The organism is Blastococcus sp. VKM Ac-2987 (assembly GCF_026967805.1).
Taxonomy (GTDB): domain Bacteria; phylum Actinomycetota; class Actinomycetes; order Mycobacteriales; family Geodermatophilaceae; genus Blastococcus.
The window spans coordinates 41,108-54,915 of the sequence record NZ_JAPVBG010000005.1; the positions used below are offsets into that span (position 1 = coordinate 41,108).

Here is a 13,808-nt window from a genome sequence, read left to right on the forward strand (position 1 = left end):
ACGGGCATGCGACGCCTGCTGCTGCTCACCCTGCTGAGCACGGTGTTCGTGCTGGCCGGCTGTGCCACGGGCGCCGGGGACGACGCAGCGGGTGCGGCCGGCGGGGGCACCCCGGGCGACGGCGGCGCTGCCGACGGCATCTCGCAGGCCGACGACGACCTGCGGATCGAGGTGGACCGGGGCGACGGCTCGCCGCCGGAGACCTGGACGCTCAGCTGCGTCGGCCCCGTCGAGGGCACCCACCCGGAGGCGGAGGCGGCCTGCGCGCACCTCAGGGGCATGAGCGCCCCCTTCGCACCCGTGCCGGCCGACGCGATGTGCACCGAGCAGTACGGCGGCGCGCAGACCGCCCGGATCACCGGCCGGTGGGGCGGCGAGCCGGTGGACCTGGAGCTGTCCCGGGTCGACGGCTGCCGGATCGCCCAGTGGGACGCCCTCGGCCCCGTCCTGCCCGTGCCGGTGGGGGTCGAGCCGCTGGGCTGACGGCGACGGGCGGTCAGCGCCGCGTCGTGCGGTCCACGAGGTCGATCGCCGTGCACAGGCCGAGGGCCATGGCCCGGCCGCTCGTGGCGCCGGTGGCCAGCAGCCGCTCGATCGCCGGTGCCAGCGGCCGCTCGCCGACCAGGCCCCGCAGGACCGCGGCGTACTCGCCGCTCACCTGGCCGGCGGCCGCGTGCCGGAGCAGCGCGCGGGAGAGCTCCGTGGTGCGACCGGCGGCCAGCGAGCAGACGCCGGCGGCGAACCGGTCGGCCGCCGGGTGCCCCAGCAGGACCAGCCCCGCGATGGTGCCCGCCATGACGTCGTCACCGGCGGGCGTGAGCCCCGGCCCGAGGCCGATCAGCCGGGTCGCCGTGCGCAGCGCGGCCTCCAGGTCGGCGCGCCGGACGGCGCCGCGCAGGGCCGCCAGCGGGCCACCGGGACCGGTCGGGAGGCCCGGCAGCGTGAAGGAGCTGTGCGGGACGCCCTCGCCGTAGAGGGTGGTGCGGAGCTGCCGCACCCCTTCGGGCAGCAGGGCCGGACGGCCACCGGGCAGCCGCGGCCGGGGGTCCCACCAGGCGGCCGCGCTGACTGCCAGGTCGCCCACCACGACCCGCCCGGCCCCGACCTCGGCGGGCGCACCCGTGGGCAGGGCCACGAGCGGCCGGCCGTTGCTCGGCCGGAAGAGGACGCAGCCCAGGGGCAGGCGCGCGGCGTCACTGGTGAGGACGCCGACGACGTCGCCGCCGCCGCGCTCGCCCACGATCTGGACGTAGACGGCGGCCGGTCCGCTGAGCAGCACGCGCGCCGGGCGCACCGGGCCCCGCAGCAGCTCCGCGACGCCCGTGCTCGCCGCGGCCGGGACCGCGGCCGGCGACGCCGTCCGTGCGGCGGCACGGGCCGACTCCCGGGGCAGGGGGATCGTCGGCAGCCCGGCGCGGGCCGCGCGGCCGCGGAGTGCCTGGCCCGCGCTCGGGCCGGTATGGACTTCGGTGTCGTCGATCGCGCGCATGGGTCGCCCTCCACCCGACGGGACGACGGAGACCGGTGGATCGGCCCCCGCTCCTCGGTCCACCCCGCCCGCGGGGACGATGCACGCACTGCCTGACGGAGCGCCTACCATCCAGCGAGCGGGTGGTTCGAGGTCGAACCTATGCGGCGCGTCGCACGCCCTCTTATGGCGGATGTCGCCAAGAATGGGGCACGGCGTCCGGGGACACCTGACAGGATCCTGTGGTGTGGCACCCTGGGCGACGACTGGAAGGGGATGCCTCGTGACCCAGAGTGATGTGTCGGACGTAACAGCAACTCAGGGTAATGGAACCGTCCCGTTCCGTCGTAACTGGGCGGTCGCCGAATCGCCGCGCATCGAACCGCGCGACGACCGCGCGAGCTGGCAGCAGCGCATGGGCCTCACCGTCGAGGAGGCCCTCGGGCTACCGGTCCTCGCGGCCGCCACCGTGACCGCCGGGGCCTCCGGGCTGAGCCGGGCGATCCGGCACATGGTGGTCGACGACCCGGCCGACCCGCTGGCCGCCGCCGGCCCCGACGTCCTGGTCGTGCTCGGTGCCCGGCTGCCGCCGGCCGACCCGGCGAACTGCCGGGCCCTCGTCGAGCGGCTCGACGTCGCGGGCACCGCGGCCCTGGCCTACCGGCGCACCGACGGGCCCGCGCCGCTGCCCGCCGAGGTGCTCGCCGAGGCCGACCGCCGCGGCCTGCCGGTGCTGGCCCTGCCCCCGAGCGCCCGGCTGGACGAGATCGTCTCGGCGGTCCTGGGCGCGGTGGTCGTCAAGCAGGGGGAGGCGCTCGCGCTGTCCTCGCGCATGGACCACGAGTTCATCGGGGTGGCCCTCACCGGCGGCGGGTTGGCCGAGGTGACGCAGCGGCTGGCCGTGATGCTCGAGGGCGCGGCGGTGCTCGGCCTGGGGCCCGACCGCGAGGTGGTCACCAGCGCGGGCCCGAGGGACGACGTCGCCGAGATCAGCGACTGGCTGTGGCTGCTCGACGCCGCCGCCGACGACGCGCTCGCCGAGCTGACGCCGTCCCGCCGGCTCTCCGGCGTCCGCGCCGACCAGACCGTCGTCACCCCGGCCGACGTGCTCGCCGACGCCGACCTGTCACCGGCCGACGGCATCCTGCTCGTCCCCGGCCACCACCAGCTGCCCGGCGGGGTGGGGGAGTACGCGGTCGCGCCGATCATGGCCGGTGACCAGCGGCACGGCTGGCTGGTCGCGGTCCACCGGACCGGCGCCATGATGCTCGGTGCCGGCGGCGTGCTGGAGCGGGCCGCCGTCATCGCCGCCCTGTCGGTCATCCGGCTGCAGGCGGTGCACTCGGTCGAGCTGCGCTTCCAGGGGGACCTCGTGCGCCGGCTGGTCGGCGGCTCGGTCGGGCACACCGAGCGGACGCTGGCCTACACCCGCTCCTTCGGCTGGCGCCTGGACGGTCCGGTCGCCGTCCTCGTCACCGCGACCGAGACCGTCGCCGACGCGGCGGCCGACCCGACCCGCGCCCTCGACGTGCTCGACCGGCTGGCCGACGGCTGGCGCGCGGCGCTGGAGTCGGAGGTGGCGGGCGCCGCCGTCGCCGGCCTGGCGACCGAGATCGTCACGCTGCTGCCCCTGGACGGCCGCACGCCGGAGGAGCTGTCGGCCCTGGTGTCGGCGGTGACCTCCCGGGTCAACGGGCGGCTGCGCCGGGTGGGCCGGCTGCTGGGCACCGGCATCGGCCGGCCCGCCGGCTCGCTGTCCGAGCTCGCCGAGGTGCACCGGCAGGCGCAGCGCGCGCTCGGCGTCGGCCAGGAGATCCACGGCGGGTCCGCGGTCACGCATTTCGACCAGCTGGGGGTGTTCCGGCTGCTGTCGCTGATCCCCGACAGCACCGAGCTGCGCTCCTACGTCGACGAGGTGCTCGGCACGCTGGCCGATTCCGGGGACGCCGACTCCGCCGACCTGCGCGAGACGCTGCGGGTGCTGCTGGAGACCAACCTCAACGTCGCGGAGTCGGCCCGCCGGCTGCACTTCCACTACAACACCATGCGCTACCGGATCGGGAAGCTCGAGCGCATGCTCGGGCCCTTCACCACCGACCCGACGCTGCGGCTGAACCTGCTGCTGGCCCTGCACGCGGCCCGCATGCGCGGGCTCGACCAGCCGGCCCGCCCGCCGCTGGACGGCGGCCTGGCGCTGCCCGACGACGGGTTCGAGGCGCTGGTCTGAGTCCCCGGCGCCCGCGCGACCGGTTCCGGGGAGCGGGGCGGCCCGGGGCCGGGCAGGGTGGGGCCCGGTGCCGCACGGGGCGGCGCGGGAGGAGAGCCGCATGACCGAGGTCGAACGTCCGCTCGCCGGCAAGGTGGCCCTGGTGACCGGGGCGTCGTCGGGGATCGGGGAGGCGACCGCGGTCGCCCTCGCCGCGGCCGGTGCAGCCGTCGCGATCGGGGCCCGGCGGACCGACCGGCTCGACGCGCTGGCCGGCCGGCTCCGCGAGGACGGCGCGGCGGTGCTGCAGCTGGCCCTCGACGTCACCGACGAGCAGGCCTGCGCCGACGCCGTGGCGCGCACGCGGTCGGAGCTGGGCGGCCTCGACGTCCTGGTCAACAACGCCGGCGTGATGCTGCTGGGCACCATCGCCGGTGCGGCCACCGAGGACTGGCGCCGGATGATCCAGACCAACGTCATGGGCGTCCTGTACATGACCCACGCGGCCCTCGACGGGATGGTGGAGCAGGGGTCCGGCGACATCGTGAACATGTCCAGCGTGGCCGGGCGGCAGGCCCGGAAGGGCGCGGGGGTCTACAACGCCAGCAAGTGGGCGGTGAACGCCTTCAGCGAGTCGCTGCGGCAGGAGGTCACCGGCCGGGGGGTGCGCATCTCGCTCGTCGAACCCGGCGCCGTCACCACCGAGCTGACGTCGCACATCACCCAGCCGGAGGCCAAGGCCGCCTCGGACAAGATGCACGCGAGCATGCGGGCGCTGCACGCCGAGGACATCGCCCGGGCGGTGGTCTACGTCGTCACCCAGCCGCCGCACGTGGCGGTCAACGAGGTGCTCGTCCGCCCCACCGACCAGGAGCGCTGAGCCCCGTCACCCCCACGGGCATAGGAAGCTATGCCTGCGGATCCGGCTGCGGAACCGTAGGCATAGCCTCCTATGCCGGGGGCAGCGCAGGGCGCCCTTGGTCAGTCGCGGAAGACCTCGATGTCGGCGCCCATCTCCACGAGCCGCTCGTAGAGCTGCTCGTAGCCGCGGGCGATGATGTCGACGTTGCGCAGCACCGAGGTGCCCTTGGCCGCCAGCATGGCCAGCAGGATGCAGACGGCCGGTCGCAGCGCCGGCGGGCAGACGACCTCGGCGCTCGACCACCGCGTGGGGCCGGTGACCAGCACGCGGTGCGGGTCGAGCAGCCGGACGTCGGCGCCCAGCCGGGTGAGGTCGGAGAGGTGGATCGCCCGGTTGTCGTAGACCCAGTCGTGGATCAGCGTCGAGCCCTGGGCCTGTGCGGCGATCACCGCGAAGAACGGCAGGTTGTCGATGTTCAGGCCGGGGAACGGCATCGGGTGCACCTTGTCGATGGGCGCCTTCAGCTCCGACGGGTGGATGGTGACGTCGGCCAGCCGGGTGTGCCCGTTCTCGGCCAGGTACTCCGGGGACAGTTCGTAGCGCAGGCCCATCTCGGCCAGCACCGCCAGCTCGACCTCGAGGAACTCCACCGGCGCCCGCGCCACCGTCAGCTCCGACCCCGTGACGATGCCCGCGGTGAGCAGGCTCATCGCCTCCACGGGGTCCTCGCTGATCGTGTAGTCGACGTCGGCGTCCAGCACCGGGCGGCCGTGCACGACCAGGGTGGTGGAGCCCAAACCCTCGACCCCGACGCCGAGCAGCTGCAGGTACAGGCAGAGGTCCTGGACCATGTAGTTGGAGCTGGCGTTGCGGATGGTCGTCGTGCCGTCGGCGCGGGCCGCGGCCAGCAGGGCGTTCTCGGTGACGGTGTCCCCGCGCTCGGTGAGGACGATGGTGCGGTCGGCGGCGCCGGGGCCCTGCACGGTCGCCTGGTACTCGCCGGCGTGCGCCTCGATCTCCAGCCCGAAGGGGCGCAGCGCGATCATGTGCGGCTGCACGGTGCGCGTGCCGAGGTCGCAGCCGCCGGCGTAGGGCAGCCGGAAGGTGGCCGCCCGGTGCAGCAGCGGGCCCAGGAACATGATGATGCTGCGGGTCCGGCGGGCCGCGTCGGCGTCGATGCCGTCCAGGTCGAGCTCGTCGGGCACCACGAGCTCGAGGTCGTGGCCCGCCTCGTCCCAGGTGGCCGACACGCCGATCGAGCGCAGCACGTCGAGGATCCGCTCGACCTCCACGATGCGGGAGACGTTCCGCAGCGTCGTCCGGCCGCGGTTGAGCAGGGCGGCGCAGAGCAGGGCGACGGCGGCGTTCTTCGACGACTTCACCGCGACCCTGCCCCGCAGCGGCCGCCCGCCGGTCACCCGCAGGTGCGCGGGACCGGCCGGCCCGAGGCTGATCAGCTCGCTGTCGAGCGCCCCCGAGAGCCGGCCGAGCAGCTCCAGGGTGAGGTTCTGCCCGCCCTGCTCGATGCGGGCCACCGCGCTCTGGCTCGTGCCGAGACGGTCGGCGAGCTGCTGCTGGGTCAGCCCCCGGTGCCGGCGGGCGTCGCGCACGAGGAGGCCGATGCGGTGCGTGGGGCTGGACTCGTGCGCTCTCTGCCCGTCGGCGGCCCCGAGCGGTCCGGGACCGGTCGGATGGGCGGAGGTCTCGGTGGCCGTCACCTCGGCAGGGTATCTCCCATGTGAGATGCGGCAGCACCGTCACGCCGTCGTGGCGTGGCGGAACCGGGGACCGCTCAGACCGGGAGCCCGCGGTCGGTCCTCCGGCCGAGCGTGTCGACGTGGAGCACGGCGTAGAGCGGGCAGAACCCGACCGCCGCGGTGCCGAGCATGATCGCCGCCAGGATCCACAGCACGATGCCGACGGCCGACGTGGCCCCGGCCAGCAAGGCGCCGGCGACGGCCGCCACGCCGACCAGGGTGCGGATGATGCGGTCGACCGTTCCCATGTTGCGCTTCATGATCTCCCTCTCGCCGAGTGTTCCCCCGGTGCCCTGAGGGTGCCGGCCTCCGCCCGCCCGTGACACGGCCCGACGTCGGCGGGGAGCGCGACGAAGGTCCCGGTGCCTCCGGCCTCCGCGCGACGGAGGTCCCCGCCTCGTCCGGGCCCTTCGCCGCGGCGGATGCGGCCAGGCCGGCCGGATGGCCGGATGGCCGGACCGCCGGTCAGAATCAGTGCCATGGACGTCGTCGTCACCGGCGGCACGGGCCGCCTCGGGCGGCACCTGGTGCCGCAACTGCGGGACGCCGGGCACGAGGTGCGGCAGATGTCGCGCCGCGGCACCGGACCGGGCGGGGTGCGGGGCGACCTCGCCACGGGGCTCGACCTGGGTCCGGCGCTCGCCGGCGCGGAGGTGGTCGTGCACGCGGCCAGCGATCCCCGCGGCGACCCCTGGGAGGTCGACGTCGCCGGTACCCGGCGCCTGGTGGAGGCTGTCGACCGGTCCCGGCTGCGGCACCTGCTGTACGTGTCGATCGTCGGTGTGGACCGGGTGCCGCTCGGCTACTACCGGGCCAAGTACGCCGCCGAGCAGGTGCTGCTCGCCTCCGGGCTGCCGGTCACGCTGGTGCGGATCACCCAGTTCCACGGGTTCGTCGACGAGCTGCTGGGCATCGCCCGCCGCGGGCCCCTGCTGCCGGTGCCCATGGGCTGGCGGGTGCGCCCGGTCGACGTCGTCGAGGCCGCCGCGCACCTCACCGGGCTGGCCGCCGCGTCGCCGTCCGGCGGCGTGGTGGAGTTCGCCGGGCCCGAGGAGCACACGGTCGCCGACCTGGCGCGGGCGTGGGCGCAGGTCCGGGCACCGAACGCCCGGGTGGTGGCCACCCCGGTGCCGGGCCGGCTCGGCGCGGCGGTGCGCGACGGCGGGGCGCTGCCCGTGCGCGGTGCACGCGGCCGGCGCACCTGGGCCGAGCACCTCCGCGGCTGAGGACCCCGGACGGGCCGGACCGCAGCGTTCCTGCCAGTCCCCGGCACAGGTGCGCCAGGCCGGGTGCGGTGTCGGGAAACCGCCGGTGTCCCGTCGGCGGCCCGCCCTAGGGTCCGCTCGTGACCACCCCCGAGGCGGCCGCTCCCGGCGGCCGCACGCTCCTCGCCGTCGCCGTCACCGTGCTCGCCTGGGCCTCGGCCTTCGTCGGCATCCGCGCCGTCGGGGAGGACCTCTCGCCCGGCGCCCTGGCGCTGGGCCGGCTGCTCGTCGGCACGCTCGTGCTGGGCCTGCTGGTCGCCCGCCGGGGATGGGTGCGGCCCGCGGCGCAGGACTGGCGACTGCTGGCGATCTGCGGTATCGGCTGGTTCGCCGTGTACAACGTGGCGCTCAACGCCGCGGAGCAGCACCTCGACGCCGGGACGACGGCGATGCTGGTCAACATCGGGCCGATCCTCATCGCCGTCTTCGCCGGGCTGTGGCTCGGCGAGGGGTTCCCGCGCTGGCTGGTGGTCGGGATAGCCGTCGCGTTCGGCGGCGTGCTGCTGATCGGCGCCGCGACGCGGGGCGCCGAGGCCGACCTGGCCGGCGTCGTGCTGTGCGTCGTCGCCGCGGTCACCTACGCCGTCGGCGTGGTCGCCCAGAAGCCGCTGCTGCGCCGTCTGCCCGGGCTCCAGGTGACCTTCACCGCCTGCGCGATCGGGGCGCTGTGCTGCCTGCCGTGGGCCGGTGCCCTGGTGGCCGACCTGGGCCGCGCGCCGGCGGCCTCGGTGGTCGGCATGGTCTACCTGGGCGTCGTCCCGACGGCGCTGGCGTTCAGCACCTGGGCCTACGCGCTGTCCCGGATGGACGCCGGCCGGCTCGGCGTCACCACCTACCTGGTGCCACCGCTGGTCATCGTGCTCGGCTGGCTGCTGCTGGCGGAGACGCCGCCGGCGCTGGCGCTGGCCGGGGGAGCGGTGTGCCTGGCCGGGGTGGCGGTGTCGCGGCGGCGGCCCCGGCGGCCGCTCGTCCCGGCGGCCGGTGCGCCACCGGCCCCGGCCGGGGCCGCCGACCCGAGGTGACCGCGGACCGGACGCCGGGGGAGGGCGGACGCGGATCGACGACCGGGTGTGCAGGACGCCGGGGCGATGGGGTAGGCACGCACCGGGGTCATCGCCGATGACCGTCCGAGGCGACCGGCCGGGAGGTTCGTGGTGGAGGAGCAGGACTGGGCGCAGGTGGTGGCGGCGGCCACGCGGGCGCCGTCGATCCACAACACGCAGCCGTGGCGGTTCGTGGCCCGGCCCGACCGGCTCGAGCTGTTCCTCGACCCGGACCGTGCGCTGCCGGTGCTGGACCCCAGCGCGCGGCAGCAGGTCATCAGTTGCGGCACCGCTCTGGAGTTCGCGGTGGTCGCGCTCGCCGCCCGGGGGTGGGAGGCCGAGGTCGAGGAGCTGCCCGACGCCGCCGAGCCCACCCACCTGGCGGGCGTCCGGATCACTCCGGGGGGCGAGCCCTCCGCCGATGACCGGGCGCTGGCCGCGGCGATCGACCACCGGCACACCGTGCGTGCGCCGTTCGAGGCGCGCACCGTGCCCGACGACCTGGTGCAGCGGCTGCAGGCCGGGGCCCGTGCCTTCGGGACCTGGCTGAAGCCGATCACGCGCTCGGAGGAGGAGGTCGCCACGGTGTTCCTCATCTCCCGGGCCGAGGAGATGGAGCAGGGTGATCCCGCCTACCTCGCCGAGCTGGAGGGGTGGCTGCGCACCGACCCGACCGCCGTGGACGGGGTGCCGATCGGCGCGGTGCCGAGCGGGGACCCCCACGAGCGGGCCTCGAACTGGCTGATCCGGGACTTCGTCGCCGGTCAGCGGGAGCAGCACGCGTTCCGGGCCGCCGGCGACCCCGCCGCCCCGCCGCCGGAGGTGGAGCGCCCGGCCGTCGTTCTGATGGGCACCGATGGCGACGACCGCGCCGCCTGGCTGCGGTCGGGGCGGGCGCTGGGCCGCGTGCTGCTGCAGCTCACCTCGGCCGGCCTGGTCGCCTCCCCGCTCACCCAGGCGCTCGACTGGCCGGCCACCCGCACCCGGATGCAGTCCCGGCTGTCGCTGGTCGGGCACCCGCAGATGCTGCTGCGCCTGGGCTACCCGCGGCAGCCGGAGCCGGACGCGCCGCCTCCCGCGGTCAGCGGCCGGCGGCCCGTGGGCGATGTGCTGCGCTTCGAGCCCGCCGGCTGACCCGCGCGGCGCCGGTCACCGCCGGCGGACGGGCGCCCACGGGTCCTCCGGGTCGACGTCCCCCGCTCCGGGCTCCCCGGTGCGGGCGGCGTCGGCGGGGGTGCCCGGAGCGCCGGACGCCGTCGCCCCGCCGGCGGCGGCCTCCAGCGCGGCGTCCCGGGCGCGGACCTCCTCGGACCGGCGGGCCTGCTCCCGGTCGCGCTCGGCCCGCATCGACGAGTCCGCGGGCGCCGCGTCCCCGCGGCGGGCCAGCCACCCGAGGACGCCGCCGGTCAGCGCGAGGCCGATCGGCAGCGGGTAGGCGGCGGCGCGCTCCGTGCCGCCCTCGCCGAGGAAGCCGGTGACGCCGGTCAGGAAGAAGATGGTCGCTGCGGTGGCCACCATGCCGAGCAGGACGACGATCGTGCCCACCGCCTCGGACCGGGGCCGGACGGCGTAGGCCAGCGTGACCAGGCCCAGCCCGCCACCCACCAGGTACAGGACGGCGCCGACGGCGTGCAGCGTGCTGTTGGTGTCGGTGGGGAACACCCCGACCAGCAGCACCCCCAGCGCGGCCGCGCCCAGCAGCACCGGCACCGCCCGGCCCGCGCTCCCGCGCAGCGCCGGCCGCAGCAGCAGGGCCCCGCCCAGGATGAGTGCCGCCTGCACCACGAAGGACGCGTTCATCAGCTGCCGGGCCGCGGAGTCGCCCGCCCCCAGGGCGCTGATGACGTCGTCGACGCGCGAGTAGGGGCCGGCGTAGCGGGCCTGGGCGACGGCCTCCACGACGAAGAACTGCAGGGTCAGCACCCAGGTCAGGGCGCCCCAGCGGAGGCGGTTCGGGGTCACGCCCGCCATGATCCCAGGCGGTTCCGGCCCGCCCGGGCGAGGACCGCGGCGTACTGGCCCGCCGACAGCCAGGACGGGTTGCTGCCGGCGGGCATGCGGACGACCTCGGCGCCGGCGAACGCCGGATCGGTGAGCAGCTCCGCCCGGGGGACCGGCTCGTCGAGCAGCCGCACGCGGACGGCGACGGATGGCCCGCCCGGCGCGTCGTCGACGTGGTCGGCCAGGGTCCCGACGGCGTGCACGCCCGGGCGCTGCCGGCCGCTGAGCCACAGCAGGCACGGTCGTCCCGGCGCCAGGAGGCCCAGCCGGTAGGAGGGGCGGAGGCACCGGGTGAGCAGCCGCTCCTCCCCGGCACCCCAGCCGGGGAGGAGCGCCTCGGGCGGGGCGGCGGTCTTGAGCACCCAGCAGGCGACGTCGTCCGCGGTCAGCCGTGCCACGCCGTCAGCTCCCCGCGCGCCGGGAGTGCGCTCCCGCCGCGCGCGGGCCGGGAGCGCACCACCGGAGCGCCGTGCTCAGTCGGTGGCCGAGTGCAGCTCGGCGCCGGCGGGATCGGCGTCGTCGGACCCGACCGCCTGGCGCTCCTGCTCGGTGCGGTGCTCGAGCGCCTCGTCGCTGAGGTGCGGGTCCTTCGCGTGCTCCTGCCGGTCGCGGGGCGCCGACTCCTGCGGCTGCATCACGTCGTCGAGGGTGGGGCGGTCGGGCTCGGTCATCGTGGCGTCCTCCGGCTCTGTCGGGATGCGGTCGGCAGGAGCCATAGCCGCGACCCGCCGCGGCTAACCGGGACGACGATCACCTCGGCTCCAACCGCGACGCCGGCAGCCACGTCTCGACCAGCGCCGCGCCGTGCGGGCCGGGGAGCGCGTACGTGACGCGGCCCTGCCAGCCGCCGTCCCGCTGCTGCCACTCCACGAGCAGACCGGGCCAGGTGCCCGGTGCCTCCGGCGGGTCGTGGACCCAGCAGTGCCGGCCGGCGCCGGTGCTCCCGCCCACCGGCCGGCCCGGCGCGGCGGTGAGCGGCGGGGGCTCGGGCAGCGGCGGCTCGGGCAGCGGCGGGCGGGGGAGCTGCGCACCGACCCCCGACTCCGCCGCCCGCTCGCCGAGCGACCGGCCGCCGCGCCCCCGGTGCATCCCGCCTGCCATGCACCGAGTCTCGCACGGCGGTCGAACACGCGTTCGACGAAACCCCGTCGTGCCTGGAGACGGCAGCGGGCGCCCTCCGCGCGTGCGGAGAGCGCCCGTGCCGGGTGGCGGGGTCAGGCGACGGGGGTGATCCGCCCCTCCCCACCGACGGGGTAGTCGGCCGCGGTCACGACGCCACCGAGGTCCTCGACCAGGTAGGTCTCGAGGGCCTCCTGGTAGGTCACCGGCAGGACGGTGAACTCGACGCCGTCGAAGGGGTAGCCGTCACCGCCGCGCAGCAGGAAGTCGATCGTGGCGACCGAGATGGTCTCCAGCGCGCCGGTCGGCACGCCGTCCGCCACCAGGACGGTGCCGTCATCGAGGACCAGGTCGACGATCCGCGAGCCGGCCTCCTGTGCCGGGTCGTAGCTCACCCGGTAGCCGGCGGCCTGCGCGAAGGAGCCGGCGGGCTGCAGGATCCCGCCGGTGACGTCGCCGGAGAGCCCGTGCTCGACGCCGGCGACGAAGGTCTCGACCGGCATGGCCGGGGCGACGCCGACGAAGTTCGAGAAGGGCAGCACCGTGTAGGTGTCCAGCGCGGTGATCTCACCGGCCGGGATCACCGCGGCGTTGCGGATGCCGCCGCCGTTCTGCAGAGCCACGACCGGGGTGGTCACGCCGAGGGCGGCCGCCTCCCGCCGGCCCGCGGCGAGCAGGGCGTCCGTGGCGAGGTTGCCGAGGTTGGTCTCCCGGCTGCGCACGTCGTTGCGGATGCCGTTGAGGTCGACCTCCGAGGTGGCCACGACCTGCTCGGCGAGGTCCGCGACGTACTGCTCCACCGGGCGGACGACCTGCCGGTTGACCGCGTAGTTGGGGGCGACGGCGTCGGGGCCCTGGGCGGCCACCGGGATCACGCGCGACGCCTCGTCGTGCACCACCAGGAGCTCGCCGGCCGCGTCGAACGTGACGACCAGGCGGCCGACGTAGGAGTAGAGCGCGGCCGTCGTGACGACGGGGACGACCTCGCCGTCGGCGTCGGTCGGGGTCAGCGGGTAGGAACCGTGGACGTCCGTCCCGTCGGGCACCACCGGGTCGCCCTCGTCGGCGAGCAGCTCGTGGCCGCCACCGCCGACGATGACGTCGACACCGCTGAGCTGGGCGGCGAGCGCCACCTCGTTGTCGATGTCCTGCAGGTGCGAGACGAGCACGACCTTGTCCACGCCGGCGGCCTCGTAGGCGGCGGCCTGGGCGTTGGCGATCTCGGCGAGGTCGGGGTCCACCGTCACGCCGCGGGAGCTGGTGAGCCGGGGCAGGTCCGGCGTGGTGAGCCCGATGAACCCGATCTGCTCGCCGCGCTCCCGGACGACGTGCGAGGTCACGATGGTGCCGTCCTCGACCCGGGCCAGCAGGGCCGGCTCGTCCTCGAAGCCGAGGTTGCTCGAGACGATCGTCGTCTGCGGGCGCAGGTCGCCGATCCACTCGGCGAAGAAGTCCGGGCCGAGGTCGAAGTCGTGGTTGCCGGGGATCGACACGTCGAAGCGCGCCGCGTTGAACGCGGTGGCGTCGTAGATCGGCCGCCCCGAGTCCTCGCTGGCGGCCAGCTGCGGCCCGGGCAGGAAGTTGTCGCCGGCCGAGATGGTGACGACGCCGCGCTTCTTGGCCATGCCCTCGGCCCGCTGGCCGGTCAGGGCCGCGATCTGCTGCTGGCGGATCAGCTCGACGAAGCGGTCCGCGCCGCCGTAGGTGCCGCCGTCCTCGAGGGTGACCGGCAGCAGGGCGGACTCGAGGTCGTTGGCGTGCAGCAGGGTGAGGGTGAAGTCGGGCTGCGGCTCCGCAGCGGGCGCGGCCGCGGCGGTGCCCGCGAGGCCGCCGCCGGCGAGAGCGGCGGCGGTCACGGTCGCCACGACGGTGCCGCGGCGCAGGTGGGTCAGGGACATGACGCTCCGAGGTCGGTGGGACTGGCCGGGTGAGCGTCACACCGGGAGGTGAACGGCGCATGACCGGATGTCGATCTGTGACGCATCGCATAGCAGGACCGTTCCGTCACGCGTTCGTCACCTTCCGTGGTGCAGCTCGTCACCCGATCGGCTTACCGTCTCGGCATCTCAACGACCGTCCGGAAGGAC

The 13,808-nt window shown here is 75.9% G+C and carries 14 protein-coding genes; 6 read left to right on the plus strand and 8 right to left on the minus strand.

From position 1 onward, the window contains the following. Window positions 1–6 precede the first annotated feature (6 nt). The gene (locus tag O2W17_RS21750) at window positions 7–483 is read left to right on the plus strand and encodes an SSI family serine proteinase inhibitor (RefSeq protein ID WP_269194576.1); all 477 of its coding nucleotides are present in this window, start codon (window positions 7–9) and stop codon (window positions 481–483) included. Window positions 484–496: 13 nt separating this feature from the next. Here O2W17_RS21750 and O2W17_RS21755 read toward each other — a convergent pair whose 3' ends face one another. After that, window positions 497–1,489, minus strand: a complete 993-nt coding sequence (locus tag O2W17_RS21755) for a DUF2877 domain-containing protein (RefSeq protein WP_269194577.1) — start codon at window positions 1,487–1,489, stop codon at window positions 497–499. A gap of 394 nt (window positions 1,490–1,883) precedes the next feature. On the opposite strand from O2W17_RS21755, the gene O2W17_RS21760 reads away from it, so the two are divergent. Further along, window positions 1,884–3,695, plus strand: coding sequence for a PucR family transcriptional regulator (locus O2W17_RS21760; protein WP_269194578.1), 1,812 nt, complete (start codon window positions 1,884–1,886; stop codon window positions 3,693–3,695). 100 nt (window positions 3,696–3,795) lie between these two features. Next, window positions 3,796–4,554 carry an SDR family NAD(P)-dependent oxidoreductase gene (locus O2W17_RS21765; protein WP_269194579.1) on the plus strand — a complete coding sequence of 253 codons (759 nt, stop codon included), beginning with the start codon at window positions 3,796–3,798 and terminating at the stop codon, window positions 4,552–4,554. A gap of 101 nt (window positions 4,555–4,655) precedes the next feature. Here O2W17_RS21765 and O2W17_RS21770 read toward each other — a convergent pair whose 3' ends face one another. After that, window positions 4,656–6,254, minus strand: coding sequence for a UDP-N-acetylglucosamine 1-carboxyvinyltransferase (locus O2W17_RS21770; RefSeq protein WP_269194580.1), 1,599 nt, complete (start codon window positions 6,252–6,254; stop codon window positions 4,656–4,658). 74 nt (window positions 6,255–6,328) lie between these two features. After that, entirely contained in the window at window positions 6,329–6,553 is a 225-nt protein-coding gene (locus tag O2W17_RS21775) for a YgaP family membrane protein (protein ID WP_269194581.1), read from the minus strand. Window positions 6,554–6,772: 219 nt separating this feature from the next. Between O2W17_RS21775 and O2W17_RS21780 the strand changes: the two genes are divergently transcribed. From O2W17_RS21780 to O2W17_RS21790, 3 genes are all read left to right on the plus strand, one after another. Beyond that, window positions 6,773–7,519 carry an SDR family oxidoreductase gene (locus O2W17_RS21780; RefSeq protein WP_269194582.1) on the plus strand — a complete coding sequence of 249 codons (747 nt, stop codon included), beginning with the start codon at window positions 6,773–6,775 and terminating at the stop codon, window positions 7,517–7,519. A gap of 119 nt (window positions 7,520–7,638) precedes the next feature. Beyond that, window positions 7,639–8,580 (plus strand): DMT family transporter, encoded by a 942-nt coding sequence (locus O2W17_RS21785; RefSeq protein ID WP_269194583.1) that lies wholly within the window; start codon window positions 7,639–7,641, stop codon window positions 8,578–8,580. Window positions 8,581–8,709: 129 nt separating this feature from the next. Further along, window positions 8,710–9,735: an Acg family FMN-binding oxidoreductase gene (locus tag O2W17_RS21790; RefSeq protein ID WP_269194584.1), complete on the plus strand. Its 1,026-nt coding sequence runs from the start codon at window positions 8,710–8,712 to the stop codon at window positions 9,733–9,735. A gap of 15 nt (window positions 9,736–9,750) precedes the next feature. Here O2W17_RS21790 and O2W17_RS21795 read toward each other — a convergent pair whose 3' ends face one another. The 5 genes from O2W17_RS21795 to O2W17_RS21815 all read right to left on the minus strand — a co-directional run bounded on the left by O2W17_RS21795 (window position 9,751) and on the right by O2W17_RS21815 (window position 13,619). Next, window positions 9,751–10,572: a DUF998 domain-containing protein gene (locus O2W17_RS21795; RefSeq protein WP_269194585.1), complete on the minus strand. Its 822-nt coding sequence runs from the start codon at window positions 10,570–10,572 to the stop codon at window positions 9,751–9,753. Next, the gene (locus O2W17_RS21800) at window positions 10,560–11,000 is read right to left on the minus strand and encodes a hypothetical protein (protein WP_269194586.1); all 441 of its coding nucleotides are present in this window, start codon (window positions 10,998–11,000) and stop codon (window positions 10,560–10,562) included. The genes O2W17_RS21795 and O2W17_RS21800 overlap by 13 nt, the downstream gene beginning before the upstream one ends. 75 nt (window positions 11,001–11,075) lie before the next feature. Beyond that, window positions 11,076–11,273 (minus strand): hypothetical protein, encoded by a 198-nt coding sequence (locus tag O2W17_RS21805; protein WP_269194587.1) that lies wholly within the window; start codon window positions 11,271–11,273, stop codon window positions 11,076–11,078. 79 nt (window positions 11,274–11,352) lie between these two features. Then, a complete protein-coding gene (locus O2W17_RS21810) occupies window positions 11,353–11,703 on the minus strand; it encodes a hypothetical protein (protein WP_269194588.1) in 351 nt (116 codons plus the stop codon). Between the two features lie 113 nt (window positions 11,704–11,816). Continuing rightward, the gene (locus O2W17_RS21815; protein ID WP_269194589.1) at window positions 11,817–13,619 is read right to left on the minus strand and encodes a bifunctional metallophosphatase/5'-nucleotidase; all 1,803 of its coding nucleotides are present in this window, start codon (window positions 13,617–13,619) and stop codon (window positions 11,817–11,819) included. Window positions 13,620–13,808: the final 189 nt, after the last annotated feature.